At 72.0% G+C, this 20,028-nt stretch carries 17 protein-coding genes; 4 read left to right on the forward strand and 13 right to left on the reverse strand.

Going from position 1 to position 20,028, the window contains the following annotated elements:
* Positions 1–91 precede the first annotated feature (91 nt).
* Both panB and panC read right to left on the reverse strand, forming a co-directional pair.
* Positions 92–901, reverse strand: coding sequence for a 3-methyl-2-oxobutanoate hydroxymethyltransferase (panB, locus tag LY05_RS03105; protein WP_072748122.1), 810 nt, complete (start codon positions 899–901; stop codon positions 92–94).
* The gene (panC, locus tag LY05_RS03110; RefSeq protein WP_148922072.1) at positions 898–1,767 is read right to left on the reverse strand and encodes a pantoate--beta-alanine ligase; all 870 of its coding nucleotides are present in this window, start codon (positions 1,765–1,767) and stop codon (positions 898–900) included. Before panC ends, panB begins: the two co-directional genes overlap by 4 nt.
* Positions 1,768–1,962: 195 nt before the next feature.
* On the opposite strand from panC, the gene LY05_RS03115 reads away from it, so the two are divergent.
* The gene (locus tag LY05_RS03115) at positions 1,963–2,586 is read left to right on the forward strand and encodes a LysE family translocator (RefSeq protein ID WP_148922073.1); all 624 of its coding nucleotides are present in this window, start codon (positions 1,963–1,965) and stop codon (positions 2,584–2,586) included.
* A 6-nt stretch (positions 2,587–2,592) separates the two neighbouring features.
* Here the strand turns inward: LY05_RS03115 and LY05_RS03120 are convergent, their stop codons facing one another.
* The gene (locus LY05_RS03120) at positions 2,593–3,192 is read right to left on the reverse strand and encodes a hypothetical protein (RefSeq protein WP_148922074.1); all 600 of its coding nucleotides are present in this window, start codon (positions 3,190–3,192) and stop codon (positions 2,593–2,595) included.
* A 173-nt stretch (positions 3,193–3,365) separates the two neighbouring features.
* Between LY05_RS03120 and ade the strand changes: the two genes are divergently transcribed.
* Together ade and LY05_RS03130 are read left to right on the forward strand one after the other, a co-directional pair.
* Complete coding sequence (ade, locus tag LY05_RS03125; protein ID WP_148922075.1) at positions 3,366–5,177, forward strand: adenine deaminase; 1,812 nt, start codon at positions 3,366–3,368, stop codon at positions 5,175–5,177.
* 307 nt (positions 5,178–5,484) lie between these two features.
* Complete coding sequence (locus LY05_RS03130; protein ID WP_148922076.1) at positions 5,485–7,128, forward strand: long-chain-fatty-acid--CoA ligase; 1,644 nt, start codon at positions 5,485–5,487, stop codon at positions 7,126–7,128.
* Between the two features lie 60 nt (positions 7,129–7,188).
* Here LY05_RS03130 and LY05_RS03135 read toward each other — a convergent pair whose 3' ends face one another.
* From LY05_RS03135 to folP, 10 genes are all read right to left on the reverse strand, one after another.
* Positions 7,189–8,517, reverse strand: coding sequence for a CaiB/BaiF CoA transferase family protein (locus LY05_RS03135; protein WP_083581533.1), 1,329 nt, complete (start codon positions 8,515–8,517; stop codon positions 7,189–7,191).
* A gap of 58 nt (positions 8,518–8,575) precedes the next feature.
* Positions 8,576–9,526, reverse strand: a complete 951-nt coding sequence (locus tag LY05_RS03140) for a PaaX family transcriptional regulator C-terminal domain-containing protein (RefSeq protein WP_083581531.1) — start codon at positions 9,524–9,526, stop codon at positions 8,576–8,578.
* 48 nt (positions 9,527–9,574) lie between these two features.
* Positions 9,575–10,912: a sensor histidine kinase gene (locus LY05_RS03145; protein WP_148922077.1), complete on the reverse strand. Its 1,338-nt coding sequence runs from the start codon at positions 10,910–10,912 to the stop codon at positions 9,575–9,577.
* Between the two features lie 6 nt (positions 10,913–10,918).
* Positions 10,919–11,578 (reverse strand): response regulator transcription factor, encoded by a 660-nt coding sequence (locus LY05_RS03150; RefSeq protein WP_072748115.1) that lies wholly within the window; start codon positions 11,576–11,578, stop codon positions 10,919–10,921.
* A 573-nt stretch (positions 11,579–12,151) separates the two neighbouring features.
* Positions 12,152–12,373 carry a DUF2842 domain-containing protein gene (locus LY05_RS03155; protein ID WP_072748114.1) on the reverse strand — a complete coding sequence of 74 codons (222 nt, stop codon included), beginning with the start codon at positions 12,371–12,373 and terminating at the stop codon, positions 12,152–12,154.
* A gap of 4 nt (positions 12,374–12,377) precedes the next feature.
* Positions 12,378–13,670, reverse strand: a complete 1,293-nt coding sequence (locus LY05_RS03160) for an adenylosuccinate synthase (RefSeq protein ID WP_072748113.1) — start codon at positions 13,668–13,670, stop codon at positions 12,378–12,380.
* Positions 13,671–13,790: 120 nt separating this feature from the next.
* On the reverse strand, positions 13,791–15,383 hold the full coding sequence (gene serA, locus LY05_RS03165) for a phosphoglycerate dehydrogenase (RefSeq protein WP_148922078.1): 1,593 nt from the start codon (positions 15,381–15,383) through the stop codon (positions 13,791–13,793).
* A gap of 148 nt (positions 15,384–15,531) precedes the next feature.
* Positions 15,532–16,707, reverse strand: coding sequence for a phosphoserine transaminase (locus LY05_RS03170; RefSeq protein ID WP_148922079.1), 1,176 nt, complete (start codon positions 16,705–16,707; stop codon positions 15,532–15,534).
* Between the two features lie 398 nt (positions 16,708–17,105).
* Positions 17,106–18,449, reverse strand: a complete 1,344-nt coding sequence (glmM, locus tag LY05_RS03175; RefSeq protein WP_072748110.1) for a phosphoglucosamine mutase — start codon at positions 18,447–18,449, stop codon at positions 17,106–17,108.
* Complete coding sequence (gene folP / locus LY05_RS03180; RefSeq protein ID WP_148922080.1) at positions 18,446–19,462, reverse strand: dihydropteroate synthase; 1,017 nt, start codon at positions 19,460–19,462, stop codon at positions 18,446–18,448. The genes glmM and folP overlap by 4 nt, the downstream gene beginning before the upstream one ends.
* A 222-nt stretch (positions 19,463–19,684) precedes the next feature.
* Here folP and LY05_RS03185 point away from each other — a divergent pair, with 222 nt between their 5' ends.
* Entirely contained in the window at positions 19,685–20,014 is a 330-nt protein-coding gene (locus LY05_RS03185; RefSeq protein ID WP_072748108.1) for a DUF2849 domain-containing protein, read from the forward strand.
* Positions 20,015–20,028 lie beyond the last annotated feature (14 nt).

Below are 20,028 nucleotides of genomic sequence, written 5' to 3' on the forward strand. Positions count from 1 at the left end.
GGCGGCGCGGTTTCGCGCCCCCCGGAGCGGCGGAAAACGAAACGCCCCGGCGCCTTGCGCCGGGGCGTCGCCATGTCCGGGGCCGCGCGGCTCAGCGGTAGACGTGATCCTCGGCGGGAAAGGCGCGGCTCTTGACCTCGTCGGCATAGGCGCGCACCGCCTCTTCGATCGCGGGGCCAAGCGCGCCGTAGACCTTGACGAATTTCGGCGGCGTCGGGTTCAGACCCAGCATGTCCTCGAGCACCAGGATCTGGCCGTCGCAGGCCGCCGAGGCGCCGATCCCGATGGTGGGGATGGGGATCTGGGCGGTGATGCGCGCGGCCAGCGGCTCGACCATGCCTTCGAGGACCACGGCGAAGGCGCCCGCTTCGGCCACCGCCTGGGCGTCGGCCTCGTGGCGGGGCCAGCTGTCCTGATCGCGGCCCTGGGTCTTGAAGCCGCCCAGCGTGTTCGACGATTGCGGCGTCAGGCCGATATGGGCCATGACGGGAATGCCGCGCTCGACCAGAAAGCGGATGGTGTCGGCCATGCGCGCGCCGCCCTCGAGCTTGACGGCGCCGCAGCCGGTCTCCTTCATCACGCGCACGGCGCTGCGGAAGGCGGCCTGGGGGCTTTCCTCGTAGGCGCCGAAGGGCAGGTCCACCACCACCAGCGCGCGGCGCGAGCCGCGCATCACCGCGCGGCCGTGCATGATCATCAGGTCGAGCGGAACGGGCACCGTGCTGTCCATGCCGTGCATCACCATGCCCAGCGAATCGCCCACGAGGATCACGTCGGCGTGGCGGTCCACGATCTGGGCGGTGTGCGCGTGATACGAGGTCAGCGCGACGATCGGCTCGCCTCCCTTGCGCGCCGCGATCTGGGGCGCGGTGATGCGTCGGACGGGTTTCTGAGCGCTCATGGGGCGTTCTCCTGGTCAGCGGGGCGGATGACGCGCTGGTCGATCAGCAGCACGTCGCCGAAGCGCATCGAGATCAGCGCCACGGCCGGGCGGCGGAGCGCGCCGCGCAGGGGCGAAAGGTCGTCCGCGGCGCGGACGTCCACCCGCGGGTCGCGCCCGCGGGGGCTGGCCTCGAGCGTCTCGCGGATCAGGCGGCGCAGCGCCTCGACCGAAACGGGGCCGCGCGCGGCGCGCGCCTCGGCCGCGTCCAGCGCGCGGCACAGGACCGGCGCGGCGGCGCGGTCCTCGGGCGACAGGCGCACATTGCGCGAGGACATGGCCAGCCCGTCGGGCTCGCGCACCGTGGGCACGCCGACGATGCGCACGGGAACGTCCAGATCGGCGACCATGCGCCGGATCACCGTCAGCTGCTGGTAGTCCTTCTCGCCGAAATAGGCGGCGTCCGGGCCGACGATGTTGAACAGCTTGGTCACGACCGTGGCCACGCCGCGGAAATGCCCGGGGCGCAGGCGTCCGATGAGGATGCGCGAAAGGCGCTCGGCCTCGACGAAGGTCTGCGCGTGCGGGGCATACATCTCGGCCGCGTCGGGCAGGAACACGGCATCCGCCCCCTCGGCGCGCAGAAGGCGCAGGTCGCGTTCGGGATCGCGGGGGTAGCTGTCGAAATCCTCGTTCGGGCCGAACTGGGTCGGATTGACGAAGATCGAGACCACGACCGCGTCGTTCTCGGCGCGCGCGCGGCGCACCAGCGCCAGGTGCCCCTCGTGCAGATAGCCCATGGTGGGCGCGAAGCCGATCGAGCGCCCCTCGGCGCGCCAGCGGCGCGTCAGCGCGCGAATCTCCTGCTTGGTGCGGCAAATCTGCATCGCATGGACCTCCGACCCGCGGCGCGGCGGTTTCGCCCGGAAACCGCTTTTCGCACCTGCAATGCATATGCTGCGGCGCAGCTTTGCGCAATGATGTTGCGCGCGCGCGCCGCGCTTGCGGGCGGCGGCGTTCGGCGCCACATTCGCCGCGCCGGAGAACGGCGTATCCCGAACCTTGGCCAGAGGGCTTGCCCCATGGATCTGCACACCTGGATCGCATTCGCCGTCGCGGCGGGCGTCATCGTGGCCATTCCCGGCCCGACGGTGATGATCGTGGTGAGCTTCGCGCTGGGGCAGGGGCGGCGCGCGGTGCTGGCCAGCGCGCCGGGCGTGCTGCTGGGCGACCTGGCGGCGATGAGCGCCTCGATGCTGGGCGTGGGCGCGGCGCTGGCGGCGTCGGCGGCGCTGTTCTCGGCGGTCAAGCTTGCCGGCGCGGCGTATCTGCTGTGGCTGGGCCTGCGCATGTGGCGCGCGGCGCCGCAGATGGCGCTCGGGCTGACGACGGCAAGCCAGAAGGCGCCGCGGCGCATGTTCCGAGACGCCTTCCTGGTGACGCTGTTCAATCCCAAGGCGCTGGTGTTCTTCGTGGCCTTCGTGCCGCAGTTCATCGACCCCACGCGCCCCTTCGCGCCGCAATGCGCGATCCTGATCGCCACCTTCGCCACGCTGGGCTTCGTCAACGTGGTCATCTGGGGCCTTGCGGCGGGCGCGCTGCGCGAGCGCATCACGCGCCCCGGCGCGATGCGGGCGCTGGGGCGGACCGGCGGCGGCCTTCTGGCCGGCGCGGGCGCCCTGGCGGCGCTGAGCGCGCGCGGCTGAGCGGGCTCAGTCCTTCTCGTAGGCGTAGATGTCGGTCGGCGCCCACAGCAGGCGCCCGCCCGGCTTTTGCATCTTCAGCAACAGGCACGAGGTGCTCAGCCGCTGGAAGAACACCGCCTTGAGCGCATACCAGCCCGGCTGCGGCACGTTCACGCGCACCGGGCCGGCGGTGTCGCAGGGGCGTCGCTCGTCGAAGCGGTAGATGCGCGCGCCGCCCAGGAACACCTCGAGTCCGTCATTGGACCAGAATTCGAGCGCATGCTCGCCGGCTTCGTCGAAGCGCATGTAGCCTTCGATCAGCGCCACCACGCGCGTGGCCCGGCGCGAGGTCAGCGCCGGTTCGCCCGGCAGGGTGTTGGGGTAGTCGAACCCGATCAGCGGCGGCCCCGGCTCGAGCCCCGAGTCGATGGCCCGCCAGGCGTCGGTCAGGAACTTGACGTCGCCCGGATAGGCGTAGCCCACCTTCAGCCCCGGCGCCAGATGCGCGGGGTCGGGCTGCGGATCGGCCGGGCGCAGCGTCGTCGGCGCCTGCGTCTCGCTCATGGCGGGCAGGGCGGCGAGCAGCGCGGCGGCAAGGCCGACAAGGCCGGTCGCAAGGGCTTTCATGGCGTCTCCCGCATGGATGCGCCCCGGGCGGGGCGGCTTGCGTTCAGCCTAGGCGCGCGGGCGGCGGCGGGCAAGCGCGCACGCTTGCCTCGGCCGCGCCAAGGGCGGAAACTGCGCCCGCCCGCGGCCGCCCTGGCCGGCGGAGGGCCCAACGAAGAACGAAGGAGCACGACATGACCGCCCCAGCGCCCTGGCAGCAATCGGTCCAACGCCTGGTCGACGTCGCCGCGGGGCGCGCCCCGGCCGATCTGGTGGTGCGCGGCGGCCGCTGGGTGAACGTGCATTCGGCCGAGATCCTGCCCCGCACGGACATCGCCATCGCCGCGGGGCGCTTCGCCTATTGCGGCCCGGATGCGGGCCATTGCATCGGCCCGGACACCCGCGTCATCGAGGCCGAGGGGCGCTACATGGTTCCGGGCCTGTGCGATGCGCACATGCATGTCGAATCGGGCATGCTGACGGTCGGCCAGTTCGTGCGCGCGGTGCTGCCCCACGGCACCACCTCGATGTTCATCGACCCGCACGAGATCGCCAATGTTCTGGGCCTTGCGGGCGTGCGGCTGATGCATGACGAGGCGCTGGTCCAGCCCGCGAACGTGTTCGTGCAGGCGCCCTCCTGCGTGCCCTCGGCGCCGGGGCTCGAGCGCGCGGGCGCCGAGTTCGGCCCGGACGAGATCGCGCAGATGATGGCCTGGCCGGGCATCGTCGGGCTGGGCGAGGTGATGAACTTTCCCGGCGTCGCCGCGGGCGATCCGCGCATGATGGGCGAGATCGCCGCCGCCGCCGCCGCGGGCAAGACCATCGGGGGGCACTATGCCTCGCCCGATCTGGGGCTGCCCTTCCACGCCTATGTCGCCGGCGGCGCCGCGGACGATCACGAGGGCACCCGCAAGGAGGACGCCGTGTCGCGCGTGCGCCAGGGCATGCGGGCGATGCTGCGGCTGGGCTCGGCCTGGCACGACGTGGCCGAGCAGATCCGCGCCGTGACCGAGGATCGGCTCGACCCGCGCAACTTCATTCTGTGCACCGACGACTGCCATTCCGGCACGCTGGTGCGCGAGGGGCACATGAACCGCGTGGTCCGCCACGCCATCGCGCAGGGTCTGGCGCCCGTGACCGCGATCCAGATGGCCACCATCAACGCCGCCGCCCATTTCGGGCTTGAGCGCGAGCTGGGCTCGATCGCGCCGGGGCGGCGGGCCGACATGATCCTGACCTCGTCGCTGGTCGAGCTGCCGGTCGAGACCGTCATCGCCCAGGGCAGGGTGGCGGCCGAGAACGGGCGCCTGCTGGTCGAGCCGCCGCGCTTCGACTACCCGCCCGAGGCGCGCGCGACGGTGCGCATCGCCCGTCCGCTGACCGAGGCCGATTTCGACATCCCCGCCCCCGCCGGCGCGGATGAGGCGACGGCGCGCGTCATCGGCGTGATCGAGAACCAGGCCCCGACCCGCGCGCTGACCGCGCGCGTGCCCGTGCGCGGGGGCGTGGCGCAGATGGACCGCGCGCGCGACCTGTGCCAGATCGCGCTGGTCGAGCGCCACCGCGGCGAGGGGCGCGTGGTCAACGGCTTCGTCACGGGCTTCGGCTACGAGGCCGACTGCGCCGTGGCCTCGACGGTGGCGCATGACTGCCACCACATGATCGTGGTCGGGACCAGCAAGCGCGACATGGCGCTGGCGGCCAATCGCCTGGCCGAGGTCGGGGGCGGCGTCGCGGTGTTCCGCGACGGGCGCGAGGCGGCGCTGGTTCCGCTGCCCATCGCCGGGCTGATGTCCGACGCCCCGGCCGAGCAGGTCGCCGCCCAGGCCGACGGCGTGATCGAGGCCATGCGCGCCTGCGGCTGCCGGCTGAACAACGCCTACATGCAGCACTCGCTGCTGGCGCTGGCGGTGATCCCCGAGCTGCGCATCTCGGATCAGGGTCTGATCGACGTGACCCGATTCCGCCACGTGCCCGTCCTGTTCGAAGAGGGCGCCGAGCCGTGATCGCGCGGCCCGGCCGGCGCGGCGGATGAGGCGCGCGCGGCCGCGGGGCGTGGCGCGCCGCGCTCGGACGCCGATGGAAGCGGCCCGGGACGCCGCCGCCGGACGGGCGCGACGCAGCCACGCGGCCGGGTTTGCGCGGCGCGCCATCGCGGCGGCCCGGCCGCGCCGCCGCGGTCTGCGCGGGCCCCTCGTCCGGCGCGCGCGGCGCGCGGCCGTAACCTGCGCGCACCGGCGCGGAACACGGGTTCACAACCGCTCGGCGGCTGATAATCTGCGCCGCGAAGAACCATTCGGGAGGAGACGGTTCATGTTCGGGGAAATGCAGGACTGGCCGCTGCGTGTGACGTCGATCATCGACCACGCGGCGAAATTTCATGGCGACCGGCCGGTGATCGGACGCTCGATCGAGGGGCCGATCGTGCGTTCGAACTGGCGCGAGATCCACGCCAAGGCCCGCAAATGCGCCCAGGCGCTCAATCGCTGGGGCATCGGGCGCGGCGACGCGGTGGGCGTCATGGCGTGGAACACGCCCCGTCACCTCGAGGTGTGGTGGGGCGTGGCCGGCGCCGGCGCGATCATGCACACGCTCAACCCGCGCCTGTTCGCCGACCAGCTCGAATACATCATCAACCATGCCGAGGACCGCGTCCTGTTCGTGGATCTCGACCTTGTCGGGGTGCTCGAGCCGCTGGTCCCGCGCCTGCGCACGGTCGAGCGCTACGTCATCATGACCGATCGCGCCCACATGCCGCAGACCACCCTGCCCGATCCGATCTGCTACGAGGATCTGATGGCCGAGCAGGACGGCGACTTCGCCTGGGTCATGGGCGACGAGACCGACCCCTGCGGGCTGTGCTACACCTCGGGCACGACGGGCAATCCCAAGGGGGTGCTCTACTCGCACCGCTCGAACGTGCTGCACGCCATGGTGTCGGTCAGTCCCGACGTGGTCGGGCTCAGCTCGACCGAGGTGGTGATGCCCGTGGTGCCGCTGTTCCACGCCAATGGCTGGGGGCTGGCCTACACCACGCCCATGGTCGGCGCCTCGGTGGTGATGCCCGGGCGCGACATGACGCCGCCCGCGCTTTACGAGCTGCTCGAGATGGACGTGACGCTGACCGCCGCCGTGCCGACGGTGTGGCTGGGCCTGCTGCAGCACATGCGCGCCAAGGGCCTGAAGCTGAGCACGCTCAAGCGCGTGGTCATCGGCGGCTCTTCCTGCCCGCGCGCGGTGATCGAGACCTTCCAGAAGGATTACGGCGTGCAGGTCATCCACGCCTGGGGCATGACCGAGACCTCGCCCCTGGGGACCGTGTGCACCTTCAAGCCCGAGGTCGCCGCCCTGGACGACGAGGCGCGGCTGGACGTGCAGACCTCGGTCGGGCATCCGCCCTTCACCGTGGACATCAAGATCACCGACGACGCCGGCGCCGAGCTGCCGTGGGACGGCCGCACCCAGGGCAAGCTGTTCGTGCGCGGCCCCGGCGTGGTCAAGCGCTACCACAAGGCCGACAAGCTGGCGGTGGACGAAGAGGGCTGGTTCGACACCGGCGACATGGCCACCATCGACCCGCACGGCTATGTGCGCATCACCGACCGCTCGAAGGACGTGATCAAGTCGGGGGGCGAGTGGATCTCTTCGATCGAGCTCGAAAACGCCGCCGTCGCCCATCCCGAGGTGGCCGAGGCCGCGGCCATCGGCGTCAAGCATCCGCGCTGGGACGAGCGTCCGATCCTGGTCATCGTGCCCGTGGCGGGCAAGGCGCCCAGCAAGGAAAGCATCCTCGAGCTGGTCGCGCGCAGCTTCGCCAAGTGGCAGGTGCCCGACGACGTGGTCTTCGTGGACGAGATCCCGCACACCGCGACGGGCAAGATCTCGAAGCTGCAGCTGCGCCGCCAGCTTGAAGAGATGGGCTACGCCCACCCCGACCTGCGCGCGGCCGCGGGCTGAGGCCCGCCGCGCCCTGTCCTCGCCCCGCGCCCGGCCGCCGCGGCGGCCGGGCCGGCCGGGTCAGTCCCCGGGCGTCTGGGCGGGCGACGCCTCGCGGATCACGCCCTTGTCGCGCAAGGCGTCGATCTGCGCGTCGCTCATGCCCAGCGCCTCGGTCAGCACCTGCCGGCTGTGCTGGCCAAGCAGCGGCGCGGCGTGGTCGTAGCGCATGCGCGCGTCCGAGAACCTGATCGGATTCGCGACGCCCGGAACCGTCCCGCCCAGCGCGTGGGGCGTCTCGATCTTCATGCCGCGCGCCTGGACCTGCGGCTCTTCGAAAGCCTGCTTGATGTCGTTCAGCCCCGAGCAGGGCACCCCCTGGCGCGGAAGGTTCTCGATCCACCAGGCGCGCGGGCGCTGGGCGATCTTCTCGGCGATCAGGGGGATCATGCGCGGGCGATTGGCGTTGCGCGCGGGGTTGGTCGCGTAGTCGGGGTGGTCGGCCATCCAGCTCAGCCCGATGAAGTCGCACAGCGCGCGGAACTGCCGGTCGTTGCCGACGGCGATGATCACCTTGCCGTCGGCGGCGTCGAAGGGCTGGTAGGGGCTCAGATTGGGGTGCCAGACGCCGGTGCGCGTCGGAACCTTGCCGCCGATGAACCAGTTCATCGCCTGATTGGCCAGCCAGCCCACCTGCGTGTCCAGAAGCGCCATGTCGATATGCTGGCCAAGGCCCGTCGCCTCGCGCTGGCGCAGGGCGGCCAGGATGCCGATGGCCGCGTAAAGCCCGGTGGTGATGTCGGCGATGGCCACGCCCACGCGCATGGGCCCGCCGCCGGGCTGGTCGTCGGGCTGGCCGGTGATCGACATCAGCCCGCCCAGGCCCTGGATCAGATAGTCGTAGCCCGGCTGCGCGGCCATGGGTCCGGTCTGCCCGAAGCCGGTGATCGAGACGTAGATCAGACCGGGGTTCAGCGCCCGCAGGCTTTCATGGTCGAGACCGTATTTCTTCAGCCCGCCGACCTTGAAGTTCTCGACGAACACGTCGGCGCCGGCGGCCAGGCGGCGGACGATCTCGCGCCCCTCTTCGCTGCGCAGGTCCAGGGCCAGCGACTTCTTGTTGCGGTTGGCCGACAGGAAATAGGCGGCCTCGCGCGTTTCCTCGCCGGTCTGCGGATCGCGCAGCCAGGGCGGCCCCCAGGAGCGGGTGTCGTCGCCGCCCTCGGGGTTCTCGATCTTGATGACCTCGGCGCCCATGTCGGCCAGGATCTGGGTGCACCAGGGGCCGGCGAGCACGCGCGTCAGGTCCACCACCCGCAGCCCCGCCAGCGGCAGGGGGCGCGGATCGGCCTGTTCGGGCGCCGGAGCGGCGGGTTGTCGGTCGGGCGCGGTCGGGTCTTGGGTGGTCATGCAAGCGGTCCGTTCTGATTGGCGCGTCGGCGCGCGCGGGCGATGGGGGCGGCGGGCTTCAGGCGGCGGGGGGGCCGCCGAAGCGCGCGGCAAGCGCCGGCGAGGCGGGGGGCAGGGGGCCGTCGGGGCGCCCCTCGCAACCGTCGAGCCAGCGTTCCGAGGCCGGAAGCAGGCGCCAGTAGAGCCGCCGCACCGCCGCGCGCGCCTCTTCGCCGCGCCAGCGCGCCGGGCGCAGCGCCAGCGGCAGGTCGGGGCCGCGCAGCGCCGCGCGCCGCCAATGGTGCAGCAGCAGGCAGCGCGCGGCCATGGCGTCGAGCGGATCGGACGGCGGCGCGGCGTCCAGCGCCGAGGCCAGCGCCGCGCACAGCGTCAGGGCCGCCTCCATGCGGCGTTCGGCCTCGGGGTCGCTCCAGGCTTCGGACAGCGCCTCGAGATCGGGTCGCGCGTCCTCGCCCGGCGCATCGAACCACGACACCCCCGGCTCGGCGACCAGCGGCGCCGCGTTCTCACGGCGCGGGCGCAGCCAGGCCTCGCCCACGCGGCCGAAGCCCCGCGCCGCAAGGCGGGCGGCGATGGCGGCGCGCGCATCAGCTTCGGGCGCATGGATCAGCGCCACGCGCCAGCCGCCGTCCCATTCGGGCGGGCCGGGCGCGTAGATGCGCCGCGCGGCGGCGTCGGTTTCGGCCTGCTTGGCGGGGGTGAGGGCGTAGAAGCTGGCGCGGCCGCGCCGCTCGCGCGTCAGCCAGCCGTCGCGCGCAAGGCGCGACATGGCGGTGCGCAGCGCCCCGGGCTCGACGCCAAGCCGCTCGGTGACCTGCTGCAACGCCCCCAGCCGGATGACCCCGCCGCGCGGCGCCACCGCGTCGCCGAAGAAGGTCACCACCAGCGACCACACCCGCAAGCGGTCGGGGCCGGCGGCGGCGCGGGCGCTCAGCGCGTCAAGGGCGCGGGCAAGGGGCGGGCGCGCGCCGCCGCGTTCGCCCGGCGCGATGGTGTCGAAGGCGCTCATGGCGGGGAATGTGTCAGCTTGCCCGCCGCCGCGCAAGCCGCCGCCCCATCACCCTTTCGCGCGCGGCAGGGTGATGCGGACGGCCAGCCCGCCCAGATCTTCGCTGCGGTCAAGGACCAGGTCGCCGCCATAGGCCTCGAGAATGTCCGAGGCGATGGCCAGCCCCAGCCCGGTGCCCGGGGTCGACTGATCGAGCCGCCCGCCCGCGCGCAGCGCCGCCTCGCGCTGCTCGGGCGGGATTCCGGGGCCGTCATCCTCGACCGTCAGCGCGATCACGCGCTCGCGCGGGCTTGCGCGCACCCGCACGCGCCCGTCGGCCCATTTGAAGGCGTTGTCCAGAAGGTTGCCCAGCAGCTCCTCGACATCCTCCTTCTCGGCGCGCACGCGAAGGCCCCTGGGGATCTCGATGCTCAGCGCCACCTCCTTGTCGGCGTGAACGCGCGCCATGACGCGGCCCAGGCCCTGGGCCAGCGGCGCCAGCTCGGCCGAGGCGCCGGGGGCGTTCGCGCCCGCAAGGCGCGCGCGGGCGGTGTAGCGGGCCATGAGCGACTCGATGCGGTCGAGCGCGTCGCGCATGACCGGCGAGGGCGGGTCCATGGCGTCGATCTCGTTGCGCAGGATGGCCGCGGGGGTCTTGAGCGCATGGGCCAGATCGGCCGCCTGGCGGCGCGCGCGGCTGATGATCTGCGCGTTGCGCTCGAGCAGCTCGTTCAGGTCCTCGACCAGGGGCTCGATGTCGGCCGGATAGTTGCCGACGATGCGGTCGGCCTCGCCCTGCCGATAGTCCCAGAAGGCGGCGCGCAGCGTCGCCAGCGGCCGCAGCGCCAGACCCGTCTGCGCCGCGCCCGCCAGGATCAGCGAGGCGCCCAGGCCGATCAGCGCGCCGAACAGGCTGCGCCGGAACTCGAGCTGATCGCGCGAAAGGGTGGCCAGCGCCTCGCCGGCCAGGATGCGCCACGATCCGGCGCCGCCGCGCGCGGCCCCCGCATCGACGGCCACGTCGCGGGCCATGATCTTGATGACCAGACCGCTGGGCGCGCGCGCGAAATAGGCGTTGCGCGCGCCGTCCGGGTCGGGCAGGCGCTCTTCGCCCAGATTGGGCGAGCGGAACACGCGCCCGTCGGGCGCCTCGATCTGCCAGAAATCCGTGGGCCGCGAGGGCCCCAGCGCGCCGGTGCGCCCGTCGGCGGGCGCGCGCTCGGGGTCCAGCGCGCCCGAGCGGATCAGCGTCTCCATCTGGTCAAGGCGCGCCGACAGCTTGTTGTCGAAGGCGCGCCGCGCGATCTCGTCGAAGGCCGAGAGCAGGACATAGCCGCTCAGCCCCACCGCGAACATGATCCAGACGAAGCCGCCGAGAACGGCGCGCGCCCTCAGCGACAGGTTCATCGCGCGTCAGGAGCCGTTGAACTGATAGCCCCGCCCCCGGATGGTGACGATGATGTTGTGCCCCAGCTTGCGGCGCAGGCGGCCGATGAACACCTCGATGGTGTTGCTGTCGCGCTCGGTGTCGTAGCCATAGACATGCTCGGACAGCTCGGTGCGCGAGACGACCTTGTCGCGATGGGCGATCAGGTAGCCCAGCACGTTGGTCTCCTGCGCCGTCAGCTGCACCGAGACGCCGTGCATGCTCACGCGCCCCGAGCGGGTGTCGAATTCGAGCCCGCCCTGGCGGAACACCGGATTCGCCTGGCCGGACGAGCGGCGGATCAGCGCGCGCAGGCGCGCCAGCAGCTCGTCCATCTGGAACGGCTTGGTCAGGTAGTCGTCGGCGCCGCTGTCCAGCCCCTCGACCTTGTCGCGCCAGCTGTTGCGGGCGGTCAGGATCAGGACGGGCGCCTTGACGCCGCTTTCGCGCCAGTCGCGGAGAATCGAGTGGCCGTCCTTCTTGGGCAGGCCCAGGTCGAGCACGATCGCGTCATACGGTTCGGTCGAGCCAAGAAAGCCGCCTTCCTCGCCGTCGGTGGCCACGTCCACGACGCGGCCCTCGCGCTCGAGCGCCTTTTGCATCTGCGAAGCAAGGACCGTTTCATCTTCGACTACCAGAACGCGCATCGAATCCTCCAGAATTCCCGCCGGCGCAAAAAAACGCCGCGCCAGCCTGCGTATGCGACGGAATCTTAACCTCAATGGGGCGCGCGGTTCAACCGAAAGGAATGCCCAAGAAACGACGAAAGCATAAGTAGCGCAAATTGGAAAGATACATGAAGCATTGTTCATCTTGCGGCGGGTTCGACGGCGCGAGGGGGCGAGACATCGTCGCGGCCTGCCCAGCGCATTGATTATGAACGATTTATGAATGGAATTGCCGTTGATTTTCGCGCGAATTTGGGCGACAACAAGGCCGTGAAAGCTTCCGCGCCGCGCTGCGTTCCGTGCGGCGACCATGCACACTCAGGTAGCGTAGCTTTCCGCGCGCGTAGCAAAGCGCATGAAGGACGTTCGGCACCCTGGGCCGGCCGCGTGGCCGCGAGCAGGGCGGACGAAATCGTCAAGGCCCCCCACCTTGGCGAGAGAGGCTCCGGGGCGGCGCGCCCCCACGCTCGCCGGGCCCTTCCCCCAAGGGTCAGGATCAACGCAGCACCCCACCTCAGCGCCGCGCCGGAGCCTCGCACCCCTTGGCCTGGGTCAGCGCTCGTCCTCGGGCGGCTCGCGCCCCACCCCCAGAAAGACCCGGCGGAAGGGCAATGCCCACAGGATCCCCAGCACGACGTAGATCGCCACCTCGAGCGCGATGTGCGGACGCTCGAACATGCCGGCGAGGGTGACCGCCGCCACGACGTAGAGCGGCAGCCACACCAGCAGCAGAAACAGCGACAGGCGCCGGCGGGTCTTGTGGCTCAGCGCCATGACCTCAATCCGCGAAGGGGTCGGTGACGAGGATCGTGTCCTCGCGCTCGGGGCTGGTCGACAGCAGCGCCACCGGGCAGCCGATCAGCTCTTCGACGCGGCGCACATACTTGACCGCCGCCGCCGGCAGGTCGGCCCAGGAGCGCGCGCCCTCGGTGCTTTCGGACCAGCCTTCGAGCGTCTCGTAGATGGGCTTGACGCGGGCCTGCTGCTCGGCCGCGGCGGGCAGATGGTCAAGCCGGCGGCCGTCCAGCTCATACCCGACGCAGATCTTCAGCTCGTCGAAGCCGTCCAGCACGTCGAGCTTGGTCAGCGCGATGCCCGTCACGCCGCCGATGGCGCAGGTCTGGCGCACCAGCACCGCGTCGAACCAGCCGCAGCGGCGCTGACGGCCGGTGACGGTGCCGAATTCGTGGCCGCGCTCGCCAAGGCGCTTGCCGACCTCGTCATGCAGTTCGGTCGGGAAGGGGCCTTCGCCGACGCGGGTGGTGTAGGCCTTGACGATGCCCAGCACGAAGTCGATCGCGTTCGGCCCCAGCCCCGAGCCCGTCGCCGCCATGCCCGCCGTGGTGTTCGACGAGGTGACGTAGGGATAGGTTCCGAAGTCGATGTCGAGCAGCGCCCCCTGCGCGCCCTCGAACAGGATGCGGTCGCCCGCGCGGCGGCGCTCGCCCAGCACCTGCCAGACCGGGCGGGCGTAGGGCAGCAGGCGCGGCGCGACCTCGAGCAGCTGCGCCTTGAGCGCGGCGCGGTCGATGGGCTCGGCCCCCAGCCCCTTGCGCAGCGCGTCGTGATGCGCCAGCAGGCGGTCCAGGCGGCTGTCCAGCGTGGCCTCGTCCGCCAGGTCGGCCACGCGCACCGAACGCCGGCCCACCTTGTCCTCGTAGGCCGGGCCGATGCCGCGCCCGGTGGTGCCGATCTTGCCCTTGCCGGCGGCGGCCTCGCGCATCACGTCAAGGTCGCGGTGAACGGGCAGAATCAGCGGCGCGTTCTCGGCCACGGCGAAGTTCTCGGGCGTGATCTCGACGCCCTTGGCGCGCAGGCGCTCCATCTCGTCCAGCAGCGCCCAGGGGTCCAGCACCACGCCGTTGCCGATCACCGACAGCTTGCCCTTGCGCACGATGCCCGAGGGCAGAAGCGAAAGCTTGTAGACCTCGCCGTCGATCACCAGCGTGTGGCCCGCGTTGTGGCCGCCCTGAAAGCGCACGATCACGTCCGCGCGCTCGCTCAGCCAGTCCACGAGCTTGCCCTTGCCTTCGTCGCCCCACTGGGCGCCGACCACGACAACGTTGGCCATCCGCCGATCCTTTCCTGTTCGGGAATTACGCGGCCTTTTAGCAGCGCGCGCGGGCGGGCGAAACGGGAAATGCGCATGGGGCGACGCGCGGTCGCCCCATGCCCGTCGGCGCGGCGCCGGTCAGAAATGCAGCGCCTTGGCCTGGCGCACCTGCGGCAGCTGCGCGATGTCGGCCAGCATGGCCTCGGTCACCGGCTCGTCCACGCCCAGCAGCGCGATGGCCTCGCCGCCCTTTTCCGCGCGGCCGAGCGCGAAGGTGGCGATGTTGACGCCCAGCTCGCCCAGCTTGGCGCCCAGCGCGCCGATATAGCCCGGCGTGTCGGTGTTGGTGGTGTAGAGCATGTGCGGCTGGGGCTCGGCCTCGAGGTCGATGCCCTTGATCTGGATGATGCGCGGCTTGCCGTCCGAGAACACCGTGCCGGCGACCGAGCGGGTCTGCTTCTCGGTCGTCACCACGAGGCGGATGTAGGAGCCGTAGGCGCCCTGCGCGTCCTTGCGGGTTTCGGCGATCTGGATGCCGCGCTCGCGCGCTACGAGCGGCGCCGAGACCATGTTCACCGCGCCCTCGCCGACAAGCGGGCGCAGCATGGCCGCGGTCAGCGCGGCGGTCAGGGGCTTGAGGTTCAGCTCGCCGACGCGGCCGACATACTCGATCTCGATCTCCTTGATCGCATGCTCGGTCACCTGGCCGGCGAAGCCGCCAAGGGTCTCGGCCAGGGCGATCCAGGGCTTGAGCAGCGGCGCCTCTTCGGCCGTGACCGAGGGCGCGTTGAGCGCGTTCGAGATGGCGCCCTTCATCAGGTAGTCGGACATCTGCTCGGCGATCTGCAGGGCCACGTTCTCCTGCGCCTCGGTCGTCGAGGCCCCCAGATGCGGGGTGCAGACCGTGTTCGGCGCGTCGAAGAGCGGGTTCTGCCGGGCGGGCTCTTCGGCGAACACGTCGAAGGCGGCGCCGGCCAGATGGCCCGCGCGCAGCGCCTCGGCCACGGCGGCCTCGTCCACCAGCCCGCCGCGGGCGCAGTTGATCAGCCGCGCGCCCTTCTTCATCTTCGCGATGCGCTCGGCCGACAGGATGTTGGCGGTCTTTTCGGTGCGCGGCAGGTGCAGGCTGACGAAATCGGCGCGCGCCAGCAGGTCGTCGAGGTCGGCGACCTTTTCGACGCCCAGGTTCTGCGCGCGCTCGGCCGACAGGAAGGGGTCGTAGGCGATGACCTTCATGCGCAGCCCCAGCGCCCGCGAGGCGACGACCGAGCCGATGTTCCCGCAGCCGATCAGGCCCAGCGTCTTGCCGGTGATCTCGACGCCCATGAATTTCGACTTCTCCCACTTGCCGGCGCGGGTCGAGGCGTCGGCCGCGGGGATCTGGCGCGCGACGGCGAACATCAGGGCGATGGCGTGCTCGGCGGTGGTGATCGAGTTGCCGAAGGGCGTGTTCATCACCACGATGCCGCGCGCCGAGGCGGCGGGGATGTCGACGTTGTCCACGCCGATGCCGGCGCGGCCGATGACCTTGAGCCTGTCGGCGCGGGCGATGATGTCGGCCGTGACCTTGGTCGCCGAGCGGATGGCGAGGCCGTCATACTGGCCGATCACCTCGGCCAGACGCGCGGGGTCCTTGCCCAGATCGGGCTGGAAATCGACCTCGACGCCGTTGTCGCGGAAGATCTGGACGGCGGCTTCGCTGAGCTTGTCGGAAATGAGAACCTTGGGCATGGGGCGTGTCTTTCGGATGGAATGATGCTGAGGGGGCGCCGGCCGTCGCGGTCGCGCCCGTGGCGGGCCGGCCGCGCGGCCGGCGTTGGCGGCGGGGCGCCGCGCGGCGGGCCGGGCATGCGGCGCCGGCCCGCTGCGGCGGCGCCGGTCAGGCGGCTTGGGCCTCGGCCAGGGCCTGGGCGAAGGCCCAGTCGAGCCACGGGGTCAGGGCCTTGACGTCGTCGGTCTCGACCGTGGCGCCGCACCAGATGCGCAGCCCGGCGGGCGCGTCGCGGTAGCCGTTGACGTCGAAGGCGGCGCCTTCGTCCTCGAGCAGCTTGACCATGCGCTTGACGAAGGCCTTCTGCTCGGCGTCGGGCAGGGCGGCGACGCCGGGATCGACGATGCGCAGGCACACCGAGGTGTTCGAGCGCGCCGCCGGATCGGCGACCAGGTTCTCGACCCAGGGCGTGGCGTCCACCCAGGCCTGAAGGGCGGCGAAGTTGGCGTCGGCGCGCGCGCGCAGCGCCGGCGCGCCGCCGATCGATTCGGCCCAGTCCAGCGCGTCTATGTAGTCGGCCACGCACAGCATCGAGGGGGTGTTGATCGTCTCGCCGCGGAAGATGCCCTCGATGAGCTTGCCGTTCTTGGTCAGGCGGAAGATCTTGGGCAGCGGCCGGTCGGGGGCGAAGGTTTCAAGCCGCTCGACCGCGCGGGGCGAGAGCATGAGCATCCCATGCGCGCCCTCGCCGCCCATGACCTTCTGCCAGGAGAAGGTGACGACGTCGAGCTTGCTCCAGTCCAGCTCCTGCGCGAAGACGGCCGAGGTGGCGTCGCAGATCGCAAGCCCCTCGCGCGCGGCGGGGAGCCAGTCGGCGTTGGGCACGCGCGCGCCCGAGGTGGTGCCGTTCCAGGTGAAGACGATGTCGGCCTCGGGGCGCACGGCGGTCAGGTCGGGCAGCTGGCCGTAATCGGCCTTGAGCACGTTGACGTCGGGCAGCTTGAGCTGCTTGACCACGTCGGTGGCCCAGCCGGCGCCGAAGCTTTCCCACGCCAGCACGTCCGTCGGGCGCGGACCGAGCAGCGACCAGAGCGCCATCTCGACCGCGCCGGTGTCCGAGGCGGGCACGATGCCCACGCGCCAGTCGGCCGGCAGGCCCAGCATGGCGGCGGTGCGGTCGATGGCCTGCTTGAGCTGCGCCTTGGGGCCGGCGGCGCGGTGCGAGCGGCCCAGCCACGCCTTCGCGGCGACGGCTTCGGCCGACCAGCCGGGGCGTTTGGGGCAGGGACCGGAAGAGAATTCGGGACGCGCAGGGCGAACCTGCGGCTTGGCGGGGAACGTCATCGACGCGCTCCATCGTCAGGGCGAGGTTCCTGAGTCCGCCGCCGCTCGCCCTTGTTCCGGCGACGGGCCCGCAGCCGCAATACGCTTCGGCCCCGGCGCGGTCAACGCACAAAACGTCGCGTTCCCGCAGAAAAGCGTCGCGTTTCGCCGCGATGGGAAACCATGTTTCCGATCCGAAACCGCGCGCGCCGATGCGCGACGCGACGGGCCGGCCTGCGGGCCCCGCGGCCGCGATCATGCGCGGCGCGGCCCGCGCGCGCGTCGGTTTCGTGGGGGTTCATGGGGCGCGATTCGCGGGTGGGCGGCCTGCCTCGAATGCCCGTCCCCTGCGATCGGCGGGCGGGCGGCGCCTTGCGCCGCCGCGCGGCCGCGCGGGGGGGGCGGCCGCGGCGCGCGCCTCAGGCGGCGGCGTCCTCGACCGCGGCGCAGATCTCGGCCACCACGGCCTCGACCAGCGCCGGGTCCTCGCCCTCGGCCATGACGCGGATCAGCGGCTCGGTGCCGGACTTGCGGATCAGCACGCGCCCCGCGCCGGCCAGGCGCGCCTCGGCGGCGGCGATGGCGCGGCGCACCTCGGCCGCGTCCAGCGGCGCCGCGCCGGGTGCGTAGCGCACGTTGCGCAGCACCTGCGGCAACGGCGAGAAGCGCGCGCACACCTCCGAGGCCGGGCGCCCCTCTTCGGCCACGGCGGCCAGCACCTGCAGCGCCGCCAGAAGGCCGTCGCCCGTGCTGGCATGGTCGGTCATGACGATGTGGCCCGATTGCTCGCCGCCCAGGTTGAAGCCGCCCTCGCGCATGGCCTCGACCACGTAGCGGTCGCCCACGCGGGTGCGCAGAAGGCGCACGCCGCGCGCGGCCAGGTGGCGCTCGAGCCCCAGATTCGACATCACCGTGGCCACCAGCGTGCCGCCCGCCAGGCGCCGGCTCTGCAGCCAGCGCTCGGCGATCAGCGCCATGATCTGGTCGCCGTCCACGATCTCGCCCTTCTCGTCGATGATGTGGACGCGGTCCGCGTCGCCGTCCAGCGCCACGCCCAGATGCGCGCCGGTCTCGACGACCGTGCGCCGGCACAGATCGGGCGCGGTCGAGCCGACGCCGGCGTTGATGTTCAGCCCGTTCGGCTCGACCCCGATCTTGATGACCTCGGCGCCCAGCTCCCACAGCACGGCGGGGGCGGTCTTGTAGGCGGCGCCGTTGGCGCAGTCGAGCACCACGCGCAGCCCGTCCAGCCGCAGATGGCGCGGGAAGGTGGCCTTGGCCGCCTCGATGTAGCGGCCCAGCGCGTCGTCGATGCGCTTGGCGCGGCCCAGATCGGCGGCGTCCGCCAGGGCGATGGGGCGCTCCATCATCGCCTCGATCTCGGCCTCGACCTTGTCCGACAGCTTGAACCCGTCGGGGCCGAACAGCTTGATGCCGTTGTCGTGGAACGGGTTGTGCGAGGCCGAGATCATCACCCCCGCATCCGCGCGCAGCGACTTGGTCAGCATGCCGACGGCCGGGGTCGGGGCCGGGCCCAGCAGGAACACGTCCATGCCGACCGAGACGAAGCCCGCCGTCAGCGCCGATTCGATCATGTAGCCCGAAAGCCGCGTGTCCTTGCCGATCACCACCCGGTGACGATGGCGCCCGCGCAGGAAACGCCGCCCCGCCGCCTGGCCCAGCTTCATGGCGATCTCGGCGGTCATGGGATGCTCGTTGGCGCGCCCGCGCACGCCGTCGGTGCCGAAAAGCTTGCGGGTCATGGGTTTTCTCCGTGACGGATGGCGCGCCAGACGGCGACGGCCTGGGCGGTCTGGGCGACGTCGTGCACGCGCAGGATCTGCACGCCCTGCGCAAGCCCCGCGAGCCCGGCGGCGATCGAGCCGGGGGCGCGGCGGGCGGGGTCGGCCTCGCCCGACAGGGCGCCGATGAAGCTCTTGCGCGAAACGCCGAGCAGGATCGCGCAGCCCAGCCCGTGAAACAGCGACAGCCCGCGCAGCAGCGCCAGGTTGTGCGCCAGGGTCTTGCCGAAGCCGATGCCCGGATCGACTAGAATGCGCGCGCGCGCGATCCCGGCGGCCTCGCAGGCGGCCACGCGCGCGGCCAGCCAGTCGTAGACGTCCAGCAGAACGTCGTCGTAGCGCGGGTTGCGCTGCATGGTCTGCGGATCGCCCTGCGCATGCATCAGGCACACCGGGCCGCCCAGCTCGGCGGCGGCGGCCAGGCTGTCGGGGGCGAAGGTCAGGGCGCTGACGTCGTTGTAGAGCGCGGCGCCCGCGGCGAAGGCGGCGCGGGCGACCTCGGGCTTGCGCGTGTCGATCGACAGCGGCGCCGCGCCGCGCAGCGCCGTGATGACGGGCAGGACGCGGGCGGCCTCTTCCTCGGCGGGGATCTCGGCGGCGCCGGGGCGGGTCGATTCTCCGCCGATGTCCAGAATGTCGGCGCCTTCGGCCAGCATCCGCCGCCCGGCCTCGGCCGCGGCCTCGGCCGCCAGGTGCCGCCCGCCGTCCGAGAAGCTGTCGGGCGTGACGTTGATGACTCCCATGATCCGCGGACGGTCCAGCGTCAGCCCGCAGATCGGCGCGCGCGGGGCGGTCAGGCGCTCGAGCAGGTCGTCGGGCAGCGCGCGCGCGGGCACGACGCGCGGGGGCGCCGAGCGCGACAGGATCTGCGCGAAGGCGAAGCGCACCGGCCCGCCGGCCAGCGGCAGCGTCTGGTCGTCGCCAAGTGCCGGGTCGGCGGGGATGGGGCGGGCGTAGAGGGCGCGCTCGGTCATCTGGCCTCCTGTGTCAGGCAAAGCGGTTAGCGCCGCGCGGGGCGGGGGTCCAGCCCCAAAGCCCCCGGCGCGGAATAAAACGTTGCGTTGATGTGAAATAAATGTTGAGCGCAAAGACGTGTGTGAAATATTGAGAACCACATCGAACAGGCATAGTTTCCTGCCTGCGGCCCCCCGCGCCGCGGCGCGACCGGGGGCAGGAAAGCGAAGGAAGACCAAGCCATGGCGAAACGCTTCAATCCCGTCGTCCTGACCGCCAACGCGCTCGAATCGGGCGCGCCGCTCTGGTGGACCGGCGCCGGCTGGTCCGAGAGCTTCGCCGATGCGCGCGTCGCGACGACGCCCGAGCAGGCGGCCACGCTCCAGGCGCTGGCGGACACGCCGCTCATGCAGGCCGCGACGGTCGGCCCCTGTCTGGTCGAGGTGGTCGAAGAGGACGGCGCCTGGCGGCCCGCCTCGCGCCGCGAAGCCATCCGCGCCTCGCGCAGTCCGACCTTCGCCTACGGTCCCGAAGCCGCATCCCGGCGCGGCCCCGGCGCCCGCGCCGCCTGAGCGCCCCCAAGCCC

Origin of the sequence: Oceanicella actignis, assembly GCF_008124525.1 — a bacterium.
Classification (GTDB): Bacteria; Pseudomonadota; Alphaproteobacteria; order Rhodobacterales; family Rhodobacteraceae; genus Oceanicella; species Oceanicella actignis.

Excerpts from the sequence above, each read along its gene's own strand:
- panB (WP_072748122.1), bottom strand. The coding sequence starts at position 901 with ATGAGCGCTCAGAAACCCGTCCGACGCATCACCGCGCCCCAGATCGCG.
- panC (WP_148922072.1), bottom strand. The coding sequence starts at position 1,767 with ATGCAGATTTGCCGCACCAAGCAGGAGATTCGCGCGCTGACGCGCCGC.
- LY05_RS03115 (WP_148922073.1), top strand. The coding sequence starts at position 1,963 with ATGGATCTGCACACCTGGATCGCATTCGCCGTCGCGGCGGGCGTCATC.
- LY05_RS03120 (WP_148922074.1), bottom strand. The coding sequence starts at position 3,192 with ATGAAAGCCCTTGCGACCGGCCTTGTCGGCCTTGCCGCCGCGCTGCTC.
- ade (WP_148922075.1), top strand. The coding sequence starts at position 3,366 with ATGACCGCCCCAGCGCCCTGGCAGCAATCGGTCCAACGCCTGGTCGAC.
- LY05_RS03130 (WP_148922076.1), top strand. The coding sequence starts at position 5,485 with ATGTTCGGGGAAATGCAGGACTGGCCGCTGCGTGTGACGTCGATCATC.
- LY05_RS03135 (WP_083581533.1), bottom strand. The coding sequence starts at position 8,517 with ATGACCACCCAAGACCCGACCGCGCCCGACCGACAACCCGCCGCTCCG.
- LY05_RS03140 (WP_083581531.1), bottom strand. The coding sequence starts at position 9,526 with ATGAGCGCCTTCGACACCATCGCGCCGGGCGAACGCGGCGGCGCGCGC.
- LY05_RS03145 (WP_148922077.1), bottom strand. The coding sequence starts at position 10,912 with ATGAACCTGTCGCTGAGGGCGCGCGCCGTTCTCGGCGGCTTCGTCTGG.
- LY05_RS03150 (WP_072748115.1), bottom strand. The coding sequence starts at position 11,578 with ATGCGCGTTCTGGTAGTCGAAGATGAAACGGTCCTTGCTTCGCAGATG.
- LY05_RS03155 (WP_072748114.1), bottom strand. The coding sequence starts at position 12,373 with ATGGCGCTGAGCCACAAGACCCGCCGGCGCCTGTCGCTGTTTCTGCTG.
- LY05_RS03160 (WP_072748113.1), bottom strand. The coding sequence starts at position 13,670 with ATGGCCAACGTTGTCGTGGTCGGCGCCCAGTGGGGCGACGAAGGCAAG.
- serA (WP_148922078.1), bottom strand. The coding sequence starts at position 15,383 with ATGCCCAAGGTTCTCATTTCCGACAAGCTCAGCGAAGCCGCCGTCCAG.
- LY05_RS03170 (WP_148922079.1), bottom strand. The coding sequence starts at position 16,707 with ATGACGTTCCCCGCCAAGCCGCAGGTTCGCCCTGCGCGTCCCGAATTC.
- glmM (WP_072748110.1), bottom strand. The coding sequence starts at position 18,449 with ATGACCCGCAAGCTTTTCGGCACCGACGGCGTGCGCGGGCGCGCCAAC.
- folP (WP_148922080.1), bottom strand. The coding sequence starts at position 19,462 with ATGACCGAGCGCGCCCTCTACGCCCGCCCCATCCCCGCCGACCCGGCA.
- LY05_RS03185 (WP_072748108.1), top strand. The coding sequence starts at position 19,685 with ATGGCGAAACGCTTCAATCCCGTCGTCCTGACCGCCAACGCGCTCGAA.